This window comes from Mesorhizobium sp. AA22, from assembly GCF_001672375.2.
Lineage (GTDB): Bacteria > Pseudomonadota > Alphaproteobacteria > Rhizobiales > Rhizobiaceae > Mesorhizobium > Mesorhizobium wenxiniae.
This window is the reverse complement of record NZ_CP048406.1, coordinates 3,270,631-3,290,041: the sequence shown is the minus strand read 5'-3', so window position 1 is coordinate 3,290,041 and position 19,411 is coordinate 3,270,631. Positions and strand designations below refer to the sequence as shown.

23 protein-coding genes are annotated in these 19,411 nt (G+C 59.7%); 14 read left to right on the top strand and 9 right to left on the bottom strand.

Translation table 11 applies throughout. The annotated features are described in order from the left end of the window. The first annotated feature begins 47 nt into the window (after positions 1–47). On the top strand, positions 48–431 hold the full coding sequence (locus tag A9K68_RS15955) for a hypothetical protein (protein ID WP_065012224.1): 384 nt from the start codon (positions 48–50) through the stop codon (positions 429–431). A 411-nt stretch (positions 432–842) separates the two neighbouring features. Here A9K68_RS15955 and A9K68_RS15950 read toward each other — a convergent pair whose 3' ends face one another. Then, a complete protein-coding gene (locus A9K68_RS15950; protein ID WP_065012225.1) occupies positions 843–1,031 on the bottom strand; it encodes a hypothetical protein in 189 nt (62 codons plus the stop codon). 126 nt (positions 1,032–1,157) lie between these two features. Between A9K68_RS15950 and A9K68_RS15945 the strand changes: the two genes are divergently transcribed. The 9 genes from A9K68_RS15945 to A9K68_RS15905 all read left to right on the top strand — a co-directional run bounded on the left by A9K68_RS15945 (position 1,158) and on the right by A9K68_RS15905 (position 9,369). Next, positions 1,158–1,460, top strand: coding sequence for a head-tail connector protein (locus tag A9K68_RS15945; protein WP_065012226.1), 303 nt, complete (start codon positions 1,158–1,160; stop codon positions 1,458–1,460). Continuing rightward, entirely contained in the window at positions 1,460–1,825 is a 366-nt protein-coding gene (locus A9K68_RS15940) for an HK97-gp10 family putative phage morphogenesis protein (RefSeq protein ID WP_065012227.1), read from the top strand. The genes A9K68_RS15945 and A9K68_RS15940 overlap by 1 nt, the downstream gene beginning before the upstream one ends. Then, entirely contained in the window at positions 1,822–2,073 is a 252-nt protein-coding gene (locus A9K68_RS15935) for a hypothetical protein (protein WP_065012228.1), read from the top strand. Before A9K68_RS15940 ends, A9K68_RS15935 begins: the two co-directional genes overlap by 4 nt. Further along, positions 2,070–2,486, top strand: a complete 417-nt coding sequence (locus A9K68_RS15930; protein WP_065012229.1) for a DUF3168 domain-containing protein — start codon at positions 2,070–2,072, stop codon at positions 2,484–2,486. The genes A9K68_RS15935 and A9K68_RS15930 overlap by 4 nt, the downstream gene beginning before the upstream one ends. 38 nt (positions 2,487–2,524) lie before the next feature. After that, on the top strand, positions 2,525–2,797 hold the full coding sequence (locus A9K68_RS15925; protein WP_246811388.1) for a phage head closure protein: 273 nt from the start codon (positions 2,525–2,527) through the stop codon (positions 2,795–2,797). Positions 2,798–3,166: 369 nt separating this feature from the next. After that, a complete protein-coding gene (locus A9K68_RS15915; RefSeq protein WP_163603038.1) occupies positions 3,167–4,765 on the top strand; it encodes a terminase TerL endonuclease subunit in 1,599 nt (532 codons plus the stop codon). A gap of 9 nt (positions 4,766–4,774) precedes the next feature. Continuing rightward, a complete protein-coding gene (locus A9K68_RS15910; RefSeq protein WP_065012233.1) occupies positions 4,775–6,691 on the top strand; it encodes a hypothetical protein in 1,917 nt (638 codons plus the stop codon). 14 nt (positions 6,692–6,705) lie between these two features. Then, on the top strand, positions 6,706–6,840 hold the full coding sequence (locus A9K68_RS32290; RefSeq protein ID WP_281409503.1) for a hypothetical protein: 135 nt from the start codon (positions 6,706–6,708) through the stop codon (positions 6,838–6,840). A 69-nt stretch (positions 6,841–6,909) separates the two neighbouring features. Further along, a complete protein-coding gene (locus A9K68_RS15905; protein ID WP_065012234.1) occupies positions 6,910–9,369 on the top strand; it encodes a hypothetical protein in 2,460 nt (819 codons plus the stop codon). Between the two features lie 60 nt (positions 9,370–9,429). Here A9K68_RS15905 and A9K68_RS15900 read toward each other — a convergent pair whose 3' ends face one another. Further along, positions 9,430–9,753: a hypothetical protein gene (locus A9K68_RS15900; RefSeq protein ID WP_065012235.1), complete on the bottom strand. Its 324-nt coding sequence runs from the start codon at positions 9,751–9,753 to the stop codon at positions 9,430–9,432. 235 nt (positions 9,754–9,988) lie between these two features. Next, entirely contained in the window at positions 9,989–10,147 is a 159-nt protein-coding gene (locus A9K68_RS15895; RefSeq protein WP_156768587.1) for a DUF1778 domain-containing protein, read from the bottom strand. A 98-nt stretch (positions 10,148–10,245) separates the two neighbouring features. On the opposite strand from A9K68_RS15895, the gene A9K68_RS15890 reads away from it, so the two are divergent. Beyond that, the gene (locus A9K68_RS15890; RefSeq protein WP_156768588.1) at positions 10,246–10,428 is read left to right on the top strand and encodes a hypothetical protein; all 183 of its coding nucleotides are present in this window, start codon (positions 10,246–10,248) and stop codon (positions 10,426–10,428) included. 237 nt (positions 10,429–10,665) lie between these two features. On the opposite strand, the gene A9K68_RS15885 is transcribed toward A9K68_RS15890, so the two are convergent. Beyond that, positions 10,666–11,676 carry a fatty acid desaturase gene (locus A9K68_RS15885; RefSeq protein WP_065012238.1) on the bottom strand — a complete coding sequence of 337 codons (1,011 nt, stop codon included), beginning with the start codon at positions 11,674–11,676 and terminating at the stop codon, positions 10,666–10,668. 228 nt (positions 11,677–11,904) lie between these two features. Between A9K68_RS15885 and A9K68_RS15880 the strand changes: the two genes are divergently transcribed. Continuing rightward, positions 11,905–12,747, top strand: a complete 843-nt coding sequence (locus A9K68_RS15880; protein WP_065012239.1) for a helix-turn-helix transcriptional regulator — start codon at positions 11,905–11,907, stop codon at positions 12,745–12,747. Between the two features lie 89 nt (positions 12,748–12,836). Next, the gene (gene bmt / locus A9K68_RS15875; protein ID WP_065012240.1) at positions 12,837–13,853 is read left to right on the top strand and encodes a betaine--homocysteine S-methyltransferase; all 1,017 of its coding nucleotides are present in this window, start codon (positions 12,837–12,839) and stop codon (positions 13,851–13,853) included. Between the two features lie 111 nt (positions 13,854–13,964). Here the strand turns inward: bmt and A9K68_RS15870 are convergent, their stop codons facing one another. The 3 genes from A9K68_RS15870 to A9K68_RS15860 form a co-directional block, all read right to left on the bottom strand. Further along, positions 13,965–16,010 carry a VWA domain-containing protein gene (locus tag A9K68_RS15870; protein WP_065012241.1) on the bottom strand — a complete coding sequence of 682 codons (2,046 nt, stop codon included), beginning with the start codon at positions 16,008–16,010 and terminating at the stop codon, positions 13,965–13,967. 2 nt (positions 16,011–16,012) lie between these two features. Further along, positions 16,013–16,573 carry an RNA polymerase sigma factor gene (locus tag A9K68_RS15865; RefSeq protein WP_065012347.1) on the bottom strand — a complete coding sequence of 187 codons (561 nt, stop codon included), beginning with the start codon at positions 16,571–16,573 and terminating at the stop codon, positions 16,013–16,015. Positions 16,574–16,667: 94 nt separating this feature from the next. Beyond that, the gene (locus A9K68_RS15860; protein ID WP_156768589.1) at positions 16,668–17,480 is read right to left on the bottom strand and encodes a hypothetical protein; all 813 of its coding nucleotides are present in this window, start codon (positions 17,478–17,480) and stop codon (positions 16,668–16,670) included. 54 nt (positions 17,481–17,534) lie between these two features. Here A9K68_RS15860 and A9K68_RS15855 point away from each other — a divergent pair, with 54 nt between their 5' ends. Continuing rightward, positions 17,535–17,732, top strand: a complete 198-nt coding sequence (locus A9K68_RS15855) for a hypothetical protein (RefSeq protein WP_163603037.1) — start codon at positions 17,535–17,537, stop codon at positions 17,730–17,732. A 101-nt stretch (positions 17,733–17,833) separates the two neighbouring features. On the opposite strand, the gene A9K68_RS15850 is transcribed toward A9K68_RS15855, so the two are convergent. Together A9K68_RS15850 and A9K68_RS15845 are read right to left on the bottom strand one after the other, a co-directional pair. Continuing rightward, a complete protein-coding gene (locus tag A9K68_RS15850; protein WP_065012243.1) occupies positions 17,834–18,565 on the bottom strand; it encodes a dienelactone hydrolase family protein in 732 nt (243 codons plus the stop codon). A gap of 104 nt (positions 18,566–18,669) precedes the next feature. Then, positions 18,670–19,359 (bottom strand): 4Fe-4S dicluster domain-containing protein, encoded by a 690-nt coding sequence (locus A9K68_RS15845; protein WP_065012244.1) that lies wholly within the window; start codon positions 19,357–19,359, stop codon positions 18,670–18,672. Positions 19,360–19,411: the final 52 nt, after the last annotated feature.

Genomic DNA, 19,411 nt, shown 5'->3' with positions numbered 1-19,411 from the left:
ATTTAGGGCGGCTTCAGCCGCCCGCCTCTTTTCATAAGGATCTAGATATGCGCGATATCGCAAATAACATTGGCGCCGTGCAGGCCGTAGCGCCCGCCGTTCTCACTGCCACGAACACCTCTGCAGCGATTGACCTGCTCGGCTTCAATAGCGCTGCGGTTTTCATCGAAACGGGTGCCATTGTCGGCGCTGGCAACTTCACTGCCAAGCTACAGGAATCGGACGCTTCAGGTAGCGGCTTTGCCGACGTCGCGGCTGCTGACCTTGTCGGTACCCTGCCTGCCGTGCTCCTCGCTTCAAGCGTTGCCAAGCAGGGGTATATTGGCAACAAGCGTTACCTGAGGACCGTTATCACGCTTAACAGCGGCACCTCCATCGCGGCTAGCGCCATCGTTGTTAAGGGCAACGCGGCCAATAAGCCTGTTTCCTAAATTAGGTGGGCTTAGCGGGTGGCATGCTTTGCGCTGCCATCCGCTTTCAATTCATAGGAGCCACCATGGCCAACGTTATATGCGCGTGCGGCTTCAGCGTGCCGAAGGGCAGCAAATGCCCCTGCCAGGTGCGCAACGCCAAGACACGGCAAGCCGCTAACGACAAGGCGCGCGGCAGCGCCTCTGAGCGTGGATATGACGGCAAGTGGGCACGTGAGAGCAAGGCGTTCCTAGCAGTCCTAGACGGCCCGCTGTGTGCCTGTGGATGCGGTAGGCCAGCCGATATGGTGGACCACATCAAGGCGCCGAAAGGCGACATGCAGTTGTTCTGGGATCGCACCAATTGGCAGCCCATGAATGGGCTGTGCAATAGGCGTAAGAGTATCAAGAGCGAGGGCGGCTTTGGGCGCGCTATAAGCCAAGGTCTTTCTTATTAAGCGCCTCTAAGTCGCTGATGATGGTTTCGATTTTTGCCTTAGCTTCGGCAGCGTGTGCCAACAGCTCACGCTTTCGCTCGTCAAACTCAATCTTAGTTTGCAGTGCTACTATCTCGCCCCACAGGCCCTTGGCCTTGTTGAGCACATCATACGCCGACGACATCTCTCAATTCCTCGCTTTCGGATCCCTCATAGCGCACCGGGGGCCGGGTCAGCAACTTTTTGCCACCCCTTCCTGACCACCCGCGCCGCACAATTCGCAATAAACCTTAAATGGGATTTTGAACCTATGGCAATCGTCACCTTAGCCGAGCAAAAGGCACACCTTGGCGTCACGCTCGACAGCGATGACGACTTGATTTCTGCGCAGATTGATGCCGCGCAAGCTCACATTGAGCAGCTTCTAGGCTTCGTAATCGCGGAAGAATTCGCGTCACCTCTTGTCGTTCCGGCCGACCTTATAGGCGCCGTTATGACGCTTGCCGCGCACCTATTTGAGAATCGCGAAGCAACCGTCGTCGGGATATCGGCTATGGAATTACCGCTTGGCGTTTGGGACGTCGTGCGCGAACGCAGGAATTATAGCTTCTAATGGCGCGCGACGATCTTGCCAGCCTGCTCAAGGCGTTCGACGTTATACCAAAAGCGGCCCGCAAGGGCATCTCCAAGGCGATCGACAAGGGCGCGGATGAGCTTGTGGCTCGGATGCAATACCTGGCGCCGGACGATCCCAAAACCGCTGCCGACGATCTGAAGTCGAGCATCCACGCCGTCAAGAATAACGAACTGTCCACGACCGTTACGACCGACAACGACCACGCGCTTTACCAAGAGTTCGGGACTGCGGACATGGATCGGAACAGTTTCTTCTGGCCGGCCGTCAACACGTTGAAAAAGCGAGTTCGCGGTCGCGTCGACAGGGCCATAAACACGGCCATTAAGGACACCTTCAAATGAACTTTGAGATCAAGAGCGTTTCCCGGCACTGGTTTCCGGGAGAAACGCGAGATGTTGTCGGCGAGTTTGACGCGTTTGCGAACGGCTTTTCCATCAAGCGTGGGACGATATTCCGTGACCATGAGACCGGCAATGTGTACGCGATGACGCCGGGGCGAGCGTCTGGTCGCGGCATCATCTGCGCGGCAGGTCCGTTTCGGGACGAGCTATGTGACGCAGCGGTGGCAGCATGGGAGGCAATCCAATGAGCGAAGCCAGTTTGGCAGCCCAACGGCTGGCCGTCATCACCATGCGGCAGAGTATTGCTCTCGGCGCGCTTGTGCCGGACGCCAACATCTTCGATCGCAACTCGCGGCCGGAGGTCTTTCCGTGCGTTATTGTCGGCGAGGGCCAGACTGTCGGGGATGACATTGACTGCGCGGACCTGTCCGAAGTCTTCCTGCAAATCCATGCCTGGACAAAGGAAAACGGCATGGTCGCAGTGAAGGAAATCGCGGGAGAAATCCGCCGCGCGCTTCGCCGCAAGGAGGGCGTGCAGGACGGCTTTGACCTGTCGTTCGACTTTGAGGACACCGTGTTCTTGCGGGACCCTAGCGGCGAGCACTCGCACGCGGTTATCAGCTTTTCGGTTCACGCCGAGGATACGGTGGGTGTGTTTTGAGAGCGGGAAGACTAGATCGTGAAATCGTCATCGAGCGCGTGACGCTTGTGGATGACGGCACAGGAAATCAGACCGAAACATGGACGCCGCTAGCCACGCTTCGTGCGCAGCTAATCGAGGCCAGCACCGAAGAATTCATTCGCTCTTACGGCGCGTCTTCGGAAACCGCCACGATCTTCCGCACTCGATATATGGCTGAAGTCACGCTTGCCGACCGCGTCTCGTACAACGGCCAGCCGCACAACCTTATCGAGATCAAGGAAATTGGCAGAAGGCGCGGTTTGGAGTTGCGAACTAAGAGGCTCGATTGATGGCACGCGGACGTAAGGCGACAGTAACGGCGCTGGATGGTGCGCTATCCAAAGCGCCGCCTGCTCCTAAGTGGCTGCCCGCTTACGGGCGTGCAGAGTGGCGGCGAGTGGTGCCGCAGCTTGTCGCCGATCGCAAGATTGCAGCGCATGAGTTGAGCACGGTCGAGAGCTACTGCCTGGCTGTCGCAACGATGCGGCTAGCGCAGGAAGTCGTGGAGCGAGAGGGCATGACATTCATGTCCGAATCCGGACCAAAGCGCCGGCCCGAGACCACCATCCTAAAAGAAAACCTAGAGGCCTCTCGCCGGTTAGCTGCCGAGCTAGGGCTGACCCCTGCCAGCCGCGGGAAGAATTCGGGAGGCGCACCAGGTGACGGAGAAGCTTCCAGGTTTGGCGTGGATATTTGACGACAGCTCGATACCAGATCCGCACGGCAAAGGCGCTGCCGCAGTAAAATTCATCAAGGCGCTTAAGCATCCTAAATCCAAACTCCCAGGCAATGCATTTGACCTGTCGCCATGGCAGGAACGAATTGTCCTACGCGTGTTCGGTGACACCCTACCGGACGGCGCACGCCGCATAAACGAACTCTTCCTCATGGTCGGTCGCGGCAACCGCAAGACCAGCCTTATGGCCGCATGCCTCATGCTGTTTTTGTGCGGAACAGAGCGCGTACCGGGCAGCACTATCGCGAGCATTGCCAACAGCCGTGAACAGGCCGCACTCACCTTCAAAGAGATGGCAGGCATCTGCCGCGCCACTCCTCGCATCCTTGAAGCGGTGCGCATTCAGGACACGGAAAAGCGCATTACCTACCGGAAGCTCGACATTGCGTATGAGGCGCTGTCGTCCGATGCGAAGAACGCTCACGGCAGGACGGATGTTTGCGCGTTCTGGGATGAAGGCCACGCCGAGAAGAAGGACGACTTGCTAGAGGCCGTGGAGACCGGCTTGAACAAGTCGGCTAATACCCTGCTGCTGTCCGCATCCACGGCAGGCATCGGGCGCACTGGACCATTTTGGGCGAAGTACGAGCACGCCAAAAAGATCACTGACGGGCGGCTGGTTGACGAGACGTTCCTGCCCATCCTGTTCGAGGCGCCGGCCGACGCAGACTGGCGCGACGACGACTGGCTCAGTGCTACGAACCCCGGTCTGCCGTATGGCTATCCGAACTTGAAGAAGGTCAAACGCTACCGGGACAAGTGCGAGCACAGCCCAAGCGAAAGAGAGTCATTTCGGCGGCTCCACCTCTCGGTATATCTGGATGGCGCGGCGAACCCCGAATGGGATTTGGCCATCTGGGATGAAGGGCATGGCGAAATCGATCTTGAGGCGCTTCGCGGTCGCAAGGCATGGATCGGAGTCGACCTTTCGAAGCGGATCGACCTTAGCGCCGTCGTCTGCACCATCGAACTGGATGACGACCGCTTCGCCGTCCATTGCATGGGCTTTACCCCTGAGGCGCAGATCCGAAAGCGCGCTGACGCTGACGGCGCGCCGTATGCTCGTTGGTCCGAGGAAGGGTGGATGAAGGCGTGTCCCGGCGACATCGTCGATCGGCTTATTGTCGAAGAATACATCAGGCGCATGGTGGATTTGTTCGATGTGCAAGAATGCGTCTTTGACATCGCTTTGGCCCGTGAGTTGATGGAGAATCTGGAGGCGGACGGCATTCCCGTTGCGGCCTTTCCGCAGACTCTTATGAACTTCGCCAAGCCAGTCGACACGTTCGAGGACATGTTTCTCAACCGTCGGCTAGTCCACGATAGCCCAGCGCTACGCTGGTGCATCGGGAATACCGTCATGATGCGCGACCAGAACGACAACCGCCGCCCAAATAAGGCGCGCGCTGCCGATCGTATCGATTTGGCCGTGGCAGCCATCATGTCGGTTTCGCGCGCCGTAGCGGGCTCCTCCGGCCTCAGCATGTACGAAACAGCCTCAGAAGAGGCATTCTTCTTTTAAGGAGCCGTTATGGCGAACGATCAAAGCAAAAAACTGGCGGTCGACGTCATCGCCAGGATCGACAAGCTCGAGAAGGGTATGGCCAAGGCCAAGAAGGTGTCGTCGGATTCCATGGGCGCAATCGAGAAACGCGGCGCTCTTATGACGTCCCGGCTCGATGCTCAGTTCGCCAAAATCGGCAGTGGTCTCAAGGGCAATGTGCTTGGGTTCTTCACAGGCATTGGAAGCGGAGCGCTGGCTGCACTGGCGCCCGTTGCACTCTTTAATACCGCACTCAAGACTATCGATGACGCTAGCCGGCTTGTCGACGTGGCGGACCGCATCGGGCTGACGACCACTGCTCTGCAGGAACTATCGTTCGGGTTCAGCCAGGCTGGTGTCGACCAGGCCACTTTTGAAACTGGCCTGGAGCAGTTTTCAAAAAGAATCGGTGAAGCAGCAACAAAAGGCGGACGTCTTGCCGATATCCTGAAGGCCAACGGAATTGCCATTCGCGACACCAACGGGCAAATCAAAAGCTCTGAACAGCTACTAGCCAGCTACGCCGAACTGGTGCGCAACGCCGCGTCTGAGCAAGAGCGGATGGTGCTCGTTACCGAAGCTTTCGGCAAAGGTGGCGGCGACTTCCTGAATGCTCTTAACGACGGTGCGGCCGGCATTAACAACATGAAGAAAGCCGCCGAGGATGCAGGTGGCGTCATTGACGAGCAGTTGCTTCGGCGTGCTGAGGAACTGGGCGACCGATGGGACGCGGCGTGGCGCCGGTTTAGCGTCAGTGCGCAATCGGCAATCCTGACCGCTATCGAGGGACTAGACGGTCTCAATAGCCGGATGAATGAGTTCTTGCTTAAACGGCAAGCGGCGGAGATGGGCAGCTTAGCGGGTTCGCTGGTCGGTCAACCGGGTGATGTGGTCACCGGGCCAGGCAGGAGTGACAAGCCGGACGCAATCGATACTCGCATCGCGCAGGCGTTCGGGGGCGAGATCCAGAAGGCGGACACGGCCCTGGTCGATGCGCTCCAAAAGCGATACGGCGCCGCGGCAAGCAAGGCCACCATCATCCCCGGTGAGAAATCATCGGGCGGCGGTGGAGGAGCCGGTGGTGGGCGCAACGCGGCGGCGGCAGCGGCTATCCGTGAAGCCGAAGCAGTTCTGAGTGTCATCGAAGGACTGAAGGAAGAGCAAGCCCTTATCGGAGCCACTGAGGTCGAGCGCGAAAAGGCAAACGCTCTTCGTCAGGCAGGCAGCGCGGCAACGGCTGCGCAGCGTGCCGAGATAGAGCAGCTTGTGGAAGCGATCTATCGCGAGCGCGCGGCAACGGAAGCGGCGGCGGATGCATCGCAAGAGTTGCGGGACATCGGCAAGGATGTTCTTGGCGGAATGATCAGTGATCTCCGGGCAGGCCAGTCGGGTGCTGAAGCGTTGGCGGGCGCATTGGACAAGGTGGCCAACAAGCTGTTGGAGATCGGCCTGGACAGTCTCTTCAGCGGTAGCGGTGGAGGCTTCGGCGGCATCTTTAGCGTCTTGGGCTTTGCGAAGGGCGGCTATACCGGAAACGGTAGCAAAAACCAGCCTGCAGGCGTCGTCCACAAGGGCGAGGTTGTTTTTAGCCAGGATGACGTCAAGCGTTTTGGCGGAGCGGAGAACGTCGAGAGAATGCGCCGCGGTTATGCGTCTGGCGGCTTGGTTTCTGCCATTCCTAGCTTGGCCACACCACGCATCGCGCCAGCAGGCAACCAGAACAGGCCGCAGGTGGTGGAACTTCACGTTGTTGGCGAGCCGGGGCCGGAGTTCATACCGACTATTCAAGCTCACTCGCGGGACGTGGCTGTCAAGGTCACGCAGGCAGGCCTCGGCCGGTTCGACAAAGCACTGCCGGGCAAAATGCCGGGTCTTATAGCCTCTGCACAGTCGCGGCGACTCTAGCCAAAGGAAAATCGATGACAGATCCCAAATCCGCCGCGGCGGAAACGCCTGCACTCGCGCCTATCGAACCGGAAGAACACTTCGCAGAACAGGACGGTATCCCGTTCAGCGACGGCTCAACTTTCGATGACGGGGCCGGCTTCGAATAGCCAACGCCAAAAAAACCCTAGCACTGATCAGCCCGCCATCGAGCGGGCCTTTTTGTATCCGGAGATATCATGGTTGATTTAGCCGCGTCGGTCTGGCGCAATTTTGTTACGGATGGTGTACCCGCGAGCGGGCCGTATAAGGTGCCGAAATCCAAGATTCGCGAATGGGGTGTTTGGCTTGAGTCGCTAGCCAGCCTGTCTTTCACCAGTGGTAAGGTCTATTCGAGCAAGGCCGATCTTTTTGCTGACCTTGTGCCTGCGGCCAACACTCCAGCGCTTGTGATCGGCGACGATATTGTCGGACAAGACGGCCTTTACATGAAGGTAGGCGCGACCACGACTGGCTCGTGGACGCAGCTAACTGATTTTGTTCCTGGCGCACAGACCGTCCATGCCGTAGACGCTGGCGCAGGAACGCCTAACGCGATCATTGCAACGACCTCCGTTGCGCTTTCTGCTTCAGGCTCGCAGATCGTTCGTCTGGACGTTTTTGAGGCGAATACGTCTTCGCCCGTAACCATCACATTCAACGATTCCGCACCTCTGACAATCAAGTCCGCGGCAGGCAATGACATTGTGGCTGGCGGTCTTGCCGCTGGGCCTGTGCTTGGCGTTATTTCGGGCGTCACCTTCAGGCTCTTATCGGACCTGGCAAGTGCAGCCATTCAGGCCGCCGCAGAGGACGCAGCAAGCGACTCCGCAGCAAGCGCGCTGGCTTCTGAAGCGGCTCGTGACATCGCGGCTGGCTATGCATCTGCCGCAGTAAGCCAAGGCAACGTTCCAGTCTACTCCACTGCTGTAGGCATGTCGGCGATTACATTGCCGGTTGGCCTCCTTGCTTTTGAAACGCGCGGCTACAACGCAGCTGATGATGCCGGCGCGGGCCTTTACGCCGTCCGCGCCTCTGAGCCGTCGCACATTGCTAAGGTCGCGTGCGGCGGCGGTCTGTGGGGCGAATTGATCGTACCGCGCGGCGAGGTAACTTGCGAAACGCTTGGCCTTGTCGGCGATAACCTGACCGACAATGGAGCGCGCTGGCCTGGCGCCAATGCCTACTGCCAAGCGAATGGCTACCGCCTCATTGCCAAAGCTGGCACCTACAGAACGTCAGTGAAGGCCCTTGTCACAGACACCAGCTTTATTCGCGGCGCCGGCATGTACGACACGGTGTTCAAGGCCATCGGCGCTATCGATGCGGTTTTTCACGCCAATACCGCAGCGCAGATTTTCATAGGCTGGGAAGATTTCCAGATTGATGGCAACAGCACGGCGACGGACGGAGCGAACTTTGACGGCTCTGGCGGCCTGATCCTACAGGGCAGCTATTTCCGAAACATCCGCGGCGTCAACGCCGTCCGCGTGTCTGCGCTACGCGGTACTGTGCCTATGTACTCAAGCACTATGCAGGGAGTTTTTGGCAGCGGCGGCAAGTACGGCATCTGGTGGGAAGCTAATGCTTGCTTAAACGACAGCAAGATCATTCAGCCGCGCATCAGTAACACTACGATCACTGGCTTGCACCTCAAAAATACCGGAGCGAGCATCGCGGAAGTGTCCATCGACACGCCTGACATCGAAGGCAACTTCGGTGCAGGCATGTACATCAATAACATGCGGGCCAAGGTTCTGGGGGTTACCCACCTTGAGCAGAACGGCAAGTCGACGCCGACTGCGGCTGTCACGCTGGCGGCAAGTCCATTCGCGACGACCAACGCCTCGGCGGTTGTGACTGTGGCTCATACCGCTCATGGTCTCGCGACCGGCGATGAAATCAACCTGAAAGGGGCTACTGCCGTTGCCGGACTGACCTTGAACGGCAAGTTCAGGGTCACTGTCGTAGATGCCCACAGTTACACGATCCAGCAGGGCGCAGCTCAGGCTAACGCCACCACAACCGGTGGCGGCTCTGCCGTAGTTGCAGAGTATACCTTGCCGATCGATGTTCTTGTCGACAGTCATGACAGCATCGCAACGGAAGTGGATTTCGACAAGCTCAATAAATCCACCAACGGCGCAGGCCAGACGGGCGGCGTGTTCGCTCGGCACATGTCATCGAACACAAATATCACCATCCGCGGCGGCAACGTATCGCGTAGCAATGTGATCGACGGGAATAACCAGTCCACAGGTTGCAACATCAATCTGCCGCACTGCTTGGCAGGCACCGTCAACGCTAGTTCCATGGCCGTGCGGCGCGATGAAAACGGCATTCAAAAGACCGGGCGTATGACTCTAGGAACGTCTGCTACGGCCACTGGCATTTCGGCAAACAGCAATGGCTGGGTGAGGGTCACGGCAACCAAGCGCTCGGTCAACACCTTGAAGATGGCCGAGTATCGTGTCTTGTTAGATAATGCGGGCGACAGCATCAATGCTGCATGGGCCGGTCCGAATTTGCCGGCGACCGGGTTCGAGGATTTTGTCACGTTTTCCGTGGTTAGTAGTCAGTTGATGGCGACGCGAACGGCCGCGACGCCAACCGACAGTGACGGCTGGATGACCCTTGAGGGAGAGTGGCGGGAGTTCTGATTTCTTAAAGAAGGGAACTTTTAGATGGCGGATGGAAAGTCTCCTGGCTCCGACAACGGCTCATTCGCCACACTCTTCTTTTAGGAGCTTCTTGGCCCATTTCCGATTGGACCGCTCGAGAAACAGTTTTCGCAGTTTAGGGGAAGCCGAACCGACTGGCTGGCGATCGATGTGCCCGCGCACTGTCAAAGCACGAGGCTCATTCGGCGCGGGCCGTAGGGCCTCGATGATGCCCAGTATGTGGCTCTTGGTAAACGTCACTTCCCGCCCGCGAACCATGCACAGACCGTGCCGCTTCGCGACCTTGATTACCCCGCGCCGTGTCCAGCGAAGGTAATCAGCAGCCTCGTCCACTGTGAAAATCTTGTCTTCTAACCCACCCATGTCGGCAGGGAATTCCACAGTACAGCATGTTAAGTCAAGCTATTGTTTTGCTGTACCGATTTACCAAATTAGTGAGGGGAATTGTTTGCCGAAAAGGTTGCTGGATCCGAGCAAACCCAGTAGGTTGGTCTGCGGCCGGCCCGAGATCGGGGCGGCTGGTTTTCGCGAGGACCGATCGCCGACGCCTCGGCATCAGGGCGCGCCGCCAACTTCGAAAATAGCGGCGCGCCTTCTTTTACTCAGTCTTGGGCAGGAGACCCTTAGCCTCAAGGTCGGCAACGATAAGAAGCTCGACGTACGCAGAGATAGTGCGACGGTCCGCCCTGGCTGCCTTATCGAGCGCCGCCTTGACTTCCTCAGACAACCGGATCCCGATGCTCGTTGCGCGGACCATTTTCTTCTCCTGTTGAACGATGTTAAACATTGTTGTTGACGGTTGTTAAACATCGTTATATAACGTTCAACATTGAAGCGCAACGAGGAGCCACAAACATGTTTAATGAAGCAGCCGCCATCAGCGAGGGCGCCATTGTTCAGATTACTGGGATAGTTGTGGGTGAGTGCCTGCGCTCGGATGGGCGCACCTCATACCGGGTCCAGTTTGAGCGCAAGGGTGAGCTCGTGCATGATTGGTTTTGCGCCGAGGATATGGTCGACCTGGGCTTTGACGATTGATCGTTTCTCTGGCCACCATCAACACCAAAGGCCCGCTCCGGCGGGCTTTTTTTTAGCGGCCGGTACAACAAAAGTACAACAAAATGCCAGACCGCTTATTTTCTGGGCGTTATGTCCCATCGTACATCGGCAAGGCGGCAACGAAATCGCTCATGCCGAAATTTTGATCGTTACGCTGAGAAACTGACGAGACCATTGACGCGCACCTGGGCATCGCCGCCGGCGATGCCACAAAATTCATTCTTTCGGCGGCTCGGCGGGCACCGGCGCACTGCCAAGCCCATTGAGGCTGCGCGCTCTGACGCGCGGCTTGAACGCCCGGCCCGGTTCCGGCGTGCGCCGCAGCACCGGGTGGACGATCGGCTCCTTCGCCTTGAACGCATAAGCCTTGAGAAGCGCCAAATAGTTCGGATAAGCGTAGCCATTGTTCATCCGCAGCCACTCGTCACGGCGCTCGCGAAACAGCTTCGGCAGCCGGTACCAAGCCACGGTCGGGCTCTTGTGATGGACGAAATGCAGATTGTTGTTGAGGAACAGGAACGACAGCGGCGAACGCTCGACGATCACCGTGCGGCCTTCCGGATGCTCCGACCATTGGTGCTCTGCGAAGGTGCGGATCGAGATCAGCGATTGGCCCAGCCACACCGGAACCAGGATGTAGAGCCATAGCGGGATGCCGAAGCCGAACTGCACGACCGGCAGCACCACGGCGAGGCCGACGGCGTGCAGCAGCCATGCCTTTCGGATCATCTTGTCGCCGGCGAGCACCTGCTTGGCATCGTCGATGAAGAAGCCGATGCACGACAGCCATGGGCCGAGAATGAGACGGCCGATCATGGTGTTGTTGATCTTCAGCAGGAACTTCATCGCCGGCGGCAATTCGTCATGGTGCCACAGCGCCTTGTAGTAGCTTTCAGGATCGTCAAGCGGATCGGTCAGCCGTTCGTCGGCATGATGGCGCAGATGAATGGTCTTGAACCGACGGAACGGCCAGACGAGACCGATCGGCAGGAAGACGAAAGCTTCGTTGAGCTGCGCATTGCGAGTCGGATGGCCGTGCAGGACTTCGTGCGCCAGCGAGGATTGCAGCGCGGCCATCAAGGCCAGAACGATGAGCGCCAGCAGCGGATAGGACGGCCACAGGAATAGGCCGGCTGCAAGCCAGGTGCCGTAACAGAAAAACGCGAGAAACACGGTCGGCCATTCGATGGCCGGTGCATTGCGTCGTCTGTTATTCATGCTCGTCATGGATCGACCACTGCCCTTCCAGTCGCCGGAATCGTTTTGATTCCTGACAGCATTTTGTCAGGAGCATCGAGATGCCGCAACGCGACAAGGCGCACAAAATGTTGCGATTGCGCATTTTTAGCCGCAGGCGTTATAGATTGTAAACGAATTGAAGGATTAATTTACGCCTAAACTGCCACTTAAACGCATTCGGCGGATTTTTTTCCTCCCAACGGCCGGAATGACGATATGGACAAGCGCGACCTATCGACGATCTTCCGGGAGCGCCTGAAAATGCTCCTGACACGATCCGACTTGAACCAGTCCGCTTTCGCGACGGCGGTGGGCATCGATCGTTCGGCGCTTTCGCAGCTGCTGTCCGGCGCCTCGACACGCCTTCCCCGCGCCGAAACGCTGCTCAACATTGCCGCCGAATTCAAAGTGTCGCTCGACTGGCTGCTCGGCCTCAGCCAGGACGAAGGCGTCACCGGTGAAATCCGCGAGAGCCTGGAGATCGAGGAAGCGCCCGACGGTTTCGACCGCACGCTGCTGGCCAGATGGCATGCCGAGGCCGCCGGTACGAAAATCCGTTACGTGCCGGCCGGCATTCCCGACCTTCTGCGCACCGAGGCGCTCGTCGAATACGAGGCTGGTATCGCCAACAAGAGCCGCGAGGCCCAGGCCGGTGAGACGCAGTACCGCATCGACTACAACCGGCGGCCGGAAACCGACATGGAAGTCTGCATGCCGCGCCACACGCTGGAGATCTTTGCGCGCGGACTGGGCGTCTGGGACCGTTTTCCTGAGGCCGACCGCCACCAGCAGCTTCTTCACATGGCGACGCTGCTCGACGACCTTTATCCCACCTTCCGCCTGTTTCTCTATGACGGACGGATGCGCTACTCGATTCCCTACACCATATTCGGGCCCTATCGTGCCGCCATCTATGTCGGCGACATGTATCTCGTGCTGAACGCGACCCAGCCAGTTCGCACGCTGACCAGCCATTTCGACAATCTGATCCGCGCCGCCGACATCAACGCGCATGAGGCGGCCAGCTTCACGCAAAGGCTGGCGGAGATGCGATTTTGACGGCTTGTCTATCGCGCCGACATTGACGCCATATAAAGATTTCTTTATATCCTTATCTCGACAAAGAATCCCCGGAAGGCGTATTTCCAATGACCAATCCAATTGACGCGCTGCTTGCTGAGAAGGGCGTTCTGCTTGCCGATGGCGCCACCGGCACCAATCTGTTCGCCATGGGGCTAGAGGCCGGCGAGGCTCCAGAGTTGCTGAACGAGACGGCGCCGGACACCATCACCAGTCTGCACCAGAACTTCGTCGATGCTGGCGCTGACATCATCCTGACCAACTCCTTCGGCGGCACCCGCCACCGGCTGAAGCTGCATCATGCGCAAGGCCGCGTGCATGCGCTGAACAAGCGCGCCGCCGAGATCGCCCGCGCTGTCGCCGATAGAGCCGGCCGCAAGGTCATCGTGGCGGGCTCGGTCGGCCCAACCGGCGAGTTGCTGGTGCCGCTCGGCGCGATCACCTATGACGAGGCGGTCGAGGCCTTTGCCGAACAGATCGAGGGCCTGAAAGCCGGCGGCGCCGAAGTCGCCTGGATCGAGACCATGTCGGCGCCGGACGAAATCCGCGCCGCAGCCGAAGCCGCGATCCGCGTCGGCTTGCCCTATACCTACACCGGCTCCTTCGACACCGCCGGTCGCACCATGATGGGGCTGTTGCCGAAGGACATCCACGGCGTCGCCGATGGCTTGTCGCAGGCTCCGCTCGGTGTCGGCGCCAACTGCGGCGTCGGCGCCTCCGACATCCTCGCTTCGCTGCTCGACATGACCGAGGCGACGCCGGAGGCAACGGTGATCGTCAAGGGCAATTGCGGCATTCCGGAATTTCGCGGCGCCGAGATCCATTATTCCGGCACGCCCGAGCTGATGGCCGACTATGTCAGGCTGGCCGTCGATGCCGGCGCAAAGATCGTCGGCGGTTGCTGCGGCACCTCGTTCGCCCACCTCGCCGCAATGCGCAAGGCGCTCGATGCGCATACCCGGTCGGATCGCCCGAGCATCGAAAAAATCGTCGAGCGCATTGGCCCGATGCGCAACAAGCAGGCCACGGTCAACACCGTCGAGACCAGCGAAGCCCGCCGCGAGCGCCGGCGCAGCCGCGCCTGACAAATGTTGAAAAAGGCCGGTAAGGTTTCCCCTGCCGGCCTGCCTCCCCGCCCGTGGGTCGGTTTCCACTATCCGAACGATCCCATCTGACGAAATCGGACGTCATCACGATTACCGGTTACCGCCAAGCGCCGAGGCAAGGCGCACCAGCGAGAGGAACTCGGACCTGTACCCGAACGGGTCGGCTCCCCGGGCGGCGGTGGCAATCTCCATGATCTTGTCATAGCCGAACTTCGCGGTCGCATCCTCGTCGCGCAGCTTCTGGCCGAAGGCCGCTACGACAACGGAGAACCGCTGGTCGGTGCTGGCCTGGTCGAAATCAGCCACTTCGTTGGCTGATGTCACCGGTGTGGTGATCAGCTTCGAGGCATCCTCGTTCGGCAGCTTGTAGCGGATTTTCACGAAGGCATATTCGTCGGCGTTGGCGACGCCGCCATTGTTCACCGAAGCCTGGCCGTAGCGCAACTGATCGATCTGCTCGCCGCCGCTGCCCTTCGGCGTGATCTCGTAGATCGCGGTGACCGAATGGCCGGAGCCGATTTCGCCGGCATCGACGCGGTCGTTGTTGAAATCCTCGCGATTCAAGGCCCGGGTCTCGTAGCCGATCAGCCGGTATTCCGAGACCTTGTTCGGATTGAACTCGACCTGGATCTTCACGTCCTTGGCGATGGTGAACAATGTCGAGGACGCATCCTCGACCAGCACTTTCTCGGCCTCGGCCAAAGTGTCGATATAGGCGGCGGTGCCGTTGCCGTTCTGGGCGATGGTCTGCATCATCTGATCGTTCAGATTGCCGCGACCGAAACCGAACACCGACAGAAACACCCCGATCTTGCGCTCTTTTTCGATCAACCGCTTCAGATCGTCGTCGTCGGTCTGGCCGACATTGAAATCGCCGTCCGTGGCCAGCATTACGCGATTGATCCCGTCGTTGACGAAGGATTTCTGCGCCAGCCGATAGGCTTCCTTGATGCCCGCCTCGCCGGCCGTGCTGCCGCCGGGCGTCAAAGTGTCGATGGCATTGAGGATCTTGTCTTTCTGCGAAACTTTCGTCGGCTCAAGGACGGTGCCGGCATCACCCGCATAAGTGACGATCGAAACCGTGTCGGCGGGCCTCAGCCTGTTGACCAGAAGCCGGAAGGCCGATTGCAAGAGCGGCAGCTTGTCCTGCTCGTTCATCGAGCCCGACACGTCGATCAGAAACACCAGATTGGCTTTGGGCTGCTCGGCCGGCTTGGCGTCGAAACCCTTGATAGCGACATGCATCAGCCTGGTGTGCTCGTTCCACGGCGTCGGCATGACGCTGACGGTCGAGTTGAACGGGGTCGAGGCAGAGTCCGGTCCTTTCCAGTCATAGGGGAAGTAGTTGATCATCTCCTCTATGCGGACGGTGTCGGCTCGCGGCACAATACCTTCCCTGAGCGAACGCCGCACGAAAGAATAGGAAGCGGTGTCGACATCGATCGAAAAGGTTGAGACCGGGTCTTCGAGCGCGGCACGCACCGGATTGCTCTTGAAATCCTCGACGCGGTCGCGATTTTGCTCCGGCAACGGCATCTGGTCGGCCGGCATAAGCGGTTGTACCATCAGTTTGGACTCGGCTGTTGTGCCGGCCATACCCTTGACCGCTGGGGCGCTTGCGCCGCCGTCCTGTGCGAACTCGCCGCTCGGCGCCGGCGGAGGCGCATTGCTGGTCAGCGCACCTTGCCTTGTCAGGCCGCCGGCGGCAGCCGACTCTGGCTTCGGCGGCGATGCCGGCGCAAGCGCCTCGGCTGCGTCGCGGCTTTCGGCGTCGGCATCGGCTTTCTTCCTGGCCACTGGTTTGTCGGCCAGCGTTTCGGCGATCTTCTCGTCGCCACCGGAATGGAATGGCTGCTCCTGCAGCATGTAGATGGTGGCGTATCCGGCTATCGGTAGGGCGACGAGCCCGGCAATGGCCGGAGTGACGAAGAGTTTCTTTTGCATGATTTCGCTCCAGAGCTTTTGTGCTCGCTCTGTAAGACGAAGCCCTTTCGCCGATCCTTGGGCGGCGGGTGAGGTTTTTTCGTCCAGGTCGTAAGCCCGCATGGCGGCCTCGAAGGCACGCGCCTTCGCGTCGGTACCCGGTGCCGGTGCTGCGATGTCGCGCAGTCTGTTGAGTTCGTTGTCGTCGACCATGATCACACTTCCCCGGCTGAACGCATGAGCGTCTTCAACCGTTTCTTCGCTTCATGGATGTGCCAGGAAACCGTCGTCTCCGAGATGCCTATCGCCTCGGCGGCGGCTGCGTGGCTGAGCCCTTCGCCATAGACCAGCAGCACCGCGTCGCGCTGCTTGTCCGGCAGCATCCGCACCGCCGCCCAAAGCGCCTCGGCCGGATCTTCGGGCTCGGCCGGGGCTTCTCCCGTGATCAGTTCGTAAGCTCCGTAGGCTTCGATCTTGATCGTCTCGCGGACCGTCTTGCGCATCACGTCGCGTGCCGCATTCAGCGTCATGGTGTAGAGCCAGGTGGTGAAGGCGCCGCTGCCATGATAGTCGCGGATCGCCCGGCCGAGCCGGAGGCAGACTTCCTGGGCGATATCCTCGGCGTCGGCCTTCTTCCCGCACCAGCGATATGCGGCGCGATAGACGAATTCATAGTGCCTTTCGAGCAATTTGCCGAAAGCCCGCCTGTCTCCGCCCTTCGCCCGCCCGATCAACTCGGCGTCGGAGGCTTCGCTTTCATCCAGCATCATCGCCATCATTTGCCTGTTGGACGAAGGCTAGTGGCGGTTCCTTGGGGTGGTGGAAAGAAAAGGACAAACCGCCTTCGAGAACACCAACCATGGGTGCTCCTCACTCTCCGGGACAGACCAGGCGCACGGTGACCGTGTGCTTGCCGCTGACCGACATGCCGCCCTGTGTCACGATCTTGGCAAACGGCATCGTGCTGACATCTTGCGAGATGTCCGCCTCGCTCGCAAAGCGTTCTGCTGCAAACACCTCGCCGCTGCCGACTTCGCCTTGAGGACGCATCGACATGCCGTAGCCGCCCATGCAGCGAAGCTTTACGTCGCCGGGCCTGCCTTTCGACTTGCTCTTGAGGCTCATAACAAAGCCATCCGTATCCAGAGCCATATCGATGTCGTCGTTGAGTTGCCCGCTCGATTTGCACGTCATGCCGCCAATCTTCGCGTTCTTGATCTTGCCGGATTGTTTGCCCTTTCCGTTCACCGTCCAACTGTCCGACCCGGGCGAGCTCTTGCCCTCCATCTCGATCGACGGCATCACAAAGGAATAGGTGACATCGAACTGTGGACCCTTGATGCGGGGTTCCATCTTCGCTGCCACGGTGATTGTCCCCTCATCCACGATGCGCTTGAGCTGTGCCCGCATGGCGTTGGCCTGCTCCCGATAGCGTTCGGCTTCTTCGGCGGCGATCTGACTGGGCAACCTGTCCCAATAGACCGCAGCGGTTTCCCTTGCGCATCTCTCCCTGTGCGCGGCCTCGTGAGCCAACGTGATGTCCGCGATTTCCTTGCACTGCGAGCCGGCGCGCAGTGCCTCAAGATCGGCCGGCTTCTGCTCGCAGCTGCCAAACTTCATGTCCACCGTCAAAGGACCCGAATAGCCGTAGGCCGGGTTGTGAGGGAGCTTGAACGTGCGCATGACGTCGGCGCGCGCCCTGGACGATCGGTCCTGGATGTTAACGTCTGAATCGGGATGGATCGGGTTCTTGTGCGCCTCGATCAGCGGATCCTCGACCGCCTTGAGCTTCGCCGCCATATCGGCGAAGAACATCGCCTCATACTCGGCGTTCTTCAGTTCTTCCTGAACGCTGCGCAGGTTGCGGCAGGAACATTTTGCTTGATCGGCAAAGGCTGGCTGGACCATCGCACTGGTCAACAGGCAAAGGCCTAGAATCTTGCTCCCGAGAGAAACCCGCATCATATCCCTGATCAAACGACTGCCGCCGGTATTCAGGAGCTATGTTTCGAGACTATGTCGCCGGCCCCGACGAGCTAGCCCAACGTTTCACTGAACAGCGTCGCCAATCGCTTCGAGTGGCGCTCGGCGCCCGTTGCGTCGAAGGCGCTGTGGTCCGGCACGCACCAGCCATGCGCCATGCCGGCATAGTTCTCGATGACATGGTCGACTTCAGCCGTGCGCAGCGCTTCGGCCAGCCGTGCCGACTGCTCCGGCGGAAAACTTCTGTCAACACCCGCCGTGCCGACATAGACCCGCGCCTTGATCGACGTAGCGTTTCGGCGCGGGCTGTCGGCGGCATCGCTCGCCAGATTGCCGCCATGCAAACTAGCCGCGGCAACGATCCGGCCGGGATAGGTCGCGGCGGCGTTCAGCGCCCGCGCCCCACCCATGCAATAGCCGACGGTGCCGACCGGTCCGGTAACGCCTTCGGCATCGAGCGCATCGAGGAAAGCGCCGCTGTCGGGGATGGTCATGTCCTGTGTCGTGCCGCTGAGGAGACCCGTGATGACAGCTTTGCGCTTCTCGTCGCTGAAGGCGGTCTTGGCCTCGAAAGGGCCGTAGGGCGCGTTGCGGTAGAAAAGGTCCGGGACCAATACCGCGTAATTATCGCCTGCAAGCCGTTCCGCCATCTGGTCGAGCGCCGGCCGCGGGCCAAAAGCGTCCATATAGAGGATGATTGCGGCCTTGGCCGAGGCCGCCGAGCGGAACAGCCCGGCTTTTGCCAAGCCGTCGCTGGTCTTGATCTGAATGTCCCGCTTCGCCATCACCCACTCCTTCTGATTGTCGCGCGATCAATATCCACGCAGGCCAACAGGGCAAGTCGCAATGAGGCAACCTCTTTCAAGATTGCGTGCGGCATTCGGCGACGCTACCGACCCGCGAACGCCGCCATATGAAAGGCCTGAACCTGTGGCGGATAGCGGTAGTCGACACCATAGGGACAGGCGTTGCGGTCGAGACAGCCGCCGGTGCGGCAAGGCGCGCCGCTTTGCCCACGCACATGCGCCAGACAAGTTTCATACGCGAAACCATCCGCAGAATACGCGCTGACGGGACAGGATTTCAGGCAAGGTTTGTCGACACATGTGTCGCAAAGGTGAATCACGCCGCGGGGTTCGTGAAGCGCTATTTCGACCTCGAACAGCAGCGCGCCGCGATAGGCGTGCCAGAGTCCGTATTGCGGATGCATGAGGATGCCGAGCGGCGACGGCCGCAACCCCTCGGCCCGCATCGCCCATTGCTGGAACGGCAGATACGGTCTGTCGGACGGAGACACGGCACGCGCGCCGAAGTCGTTCGCCACCCCGCCGATCACTTCGCGAGACCATGTATCGAGCGGATTGGCGACGGCCTGTAATTGGCTTTCTTTCCAGCGCAGGAAATGCGGCCATGGCGCGGCGCCCGCCTGCCCCACCAGCAGCACGGATCTGGCGGCACCGCCAGAGAGGCCGGAAGGCGTTTCCTCGTCGCCTGCAAAATTGAAACCGCCGCGCAAGGTGAGACCGTGAGCGGAAAGCGCTGCCGCGATGGTTTCGATCATGCTGCGCGCGAGGATCATCCCTTCCTGTCCGGGTCGGAGAAGGCGCTCCGCCAGACTTCCTTATGGATGA

Bases quoted from the DNA above. Each gene is read 5' to 3' on its own strand.
- A9K68_RS15905 (WP_065012234.1), top strand. From the start codon at position 6,910: ATGGTTGATTTAGCCGCGTCGGTCTGGCGCAATTTTGTTACGGATGGT.
- A9K68_RS15850 (WP_065012243.1), bottom strand. From the start codon at position 18,565: ATGGCGAAGCGGGACATTCAGATCAAGACCAGCGACGGCTTGGCAAAA.
- A9K68_RS15855 (WP_163603037.1), top strand. From the start codon at position 17,535: ATGGATCGGGTTCTTGTGCGCCTCGATCAGCGGATCCTCGACCGCCTT.
- A9K68_RS15865 (WP_065012347.1), bottom strand. From the start codon at position 16,573: ATGGCGATGATGCTGGATGAAAGCGAAGCCTCCGACGCCGAGTTGATC.
- A9K68_RS15935 (WP_065012228.1), top strand. From the start codon at position 1,822: ATGAACTTTGAGATCAAGAGCGTTTCCCGGCACTGGTTTCCGGGAGAA.
- A9K68_RS15895 (WP_156768587.1), bottom strand. From the start codon at position 10,147: ATGGTCCGCGCAACGAGCATCGGGATCCGGTTGTCTGAGGAAGTCAAG.
- A9K68_RS32290 (WP_281409503.1), top strand. From the start codon at position 6,706: ATGACAGATCCCAAATCCGCCGCGGCGGAAACGCCTGCACTCGCGCCT.
- A9K68_RS15860 (WP_156768589.1), bottom strand. From the start codon at position 17,480: ATGCGCACGTTCAAGCTCCCTCACAACCCGGCCTACGGCTATTCGGGT.
- bmt (WP_065012240.1), top strand. From the start codon at position 12,837: ATGACCAATCCAATTGACGCGCTGCTTGCTGAGAAGGGCGTTCTGCTT.
- A9K68_RS15950 (WP_065012225.1), bottom strand. From the start codon at position 1,031: ATGTCGTCGGCGTATGATGTGCTCAACAAGGCCAAGGGCCTGTGGGGC.
- A9K68_RS15880 (WP_065012239.1), top strand. From the start codon at position 11,905: ATGGACAAGCGCGACCTATCGACGATCTTCCGGGAGCGCCTGAAAATG.
- A9K68_RS15890 (WP_156768588.1), top strand. From the start codon at position 10,246: ATGTTTAATGAAGCAGCCGCCATCAGCGAGGGCGCCATTGTTCAGATT.
- A9K68_RS15955 (WP_065012224.1), top strand. From the start codon at position 48: ATGCGCGATATCGCAAATAACATTGGCGCCGTGCAGGCCGTAGCGCCC.
- A9K68_RS15945 (WP_065012226.1), top strand. From the start codon at position 1,158: ATGGCAATCGTCACCTTAGCCGAGCAAAAGGCACACCTTGGCGTCACG.
- A9K68_RS15940 (WP_065012227.1), top strand. From the start codon at position 1,460: ATGGCGCGCGACGATCTTGCCAGCCTGCTCAAGGCGTTCGACGTTATA.
- A9K68_RS15900 (WP_065012235.1), bottom strand. From the start codon at position 9,753: ATGGGTGGGTTAGAAGACAAGATTTTCACAGTGGACGAGGCTGCTGAT.
- A9K68_RS15885 (WP_065012238.1), bottom strand. From the start codon at position 11,676: ATGACGAGCATGAATAACAGACGACGCAATGCACCGGCCATCGAATGG.
- A9K68_RS15930 (WP_065012229.1), top strand. From the start codon at position 2,070: ATGAGCGAAGCCAGTTTGGCAGCCCAACGGCTGGCCGTCATCACCATG.
- A9K68_RS15845 (WP_065012244.1), bottom strand. From the start codon at position 19,359: ATGATCCTCGCGCGCAGCATGATCGAAACCATCGCGGCAGCGCTTTCC.
- A9K68_RS15910 (WP_065012233.1), top strand. From the start codon at position 4,775: ATGGCGAACGATCAAAGCAAAAAACTGGCGGTCGACGTCATCGCCAGG.
- A9K68_RS15870 (WP_065012241.1), bottom strand. From the start codon at position 16,010: ATGGTCGACGACAACGAACTCAACAGACTGCGCGACATCGCAGCACCG.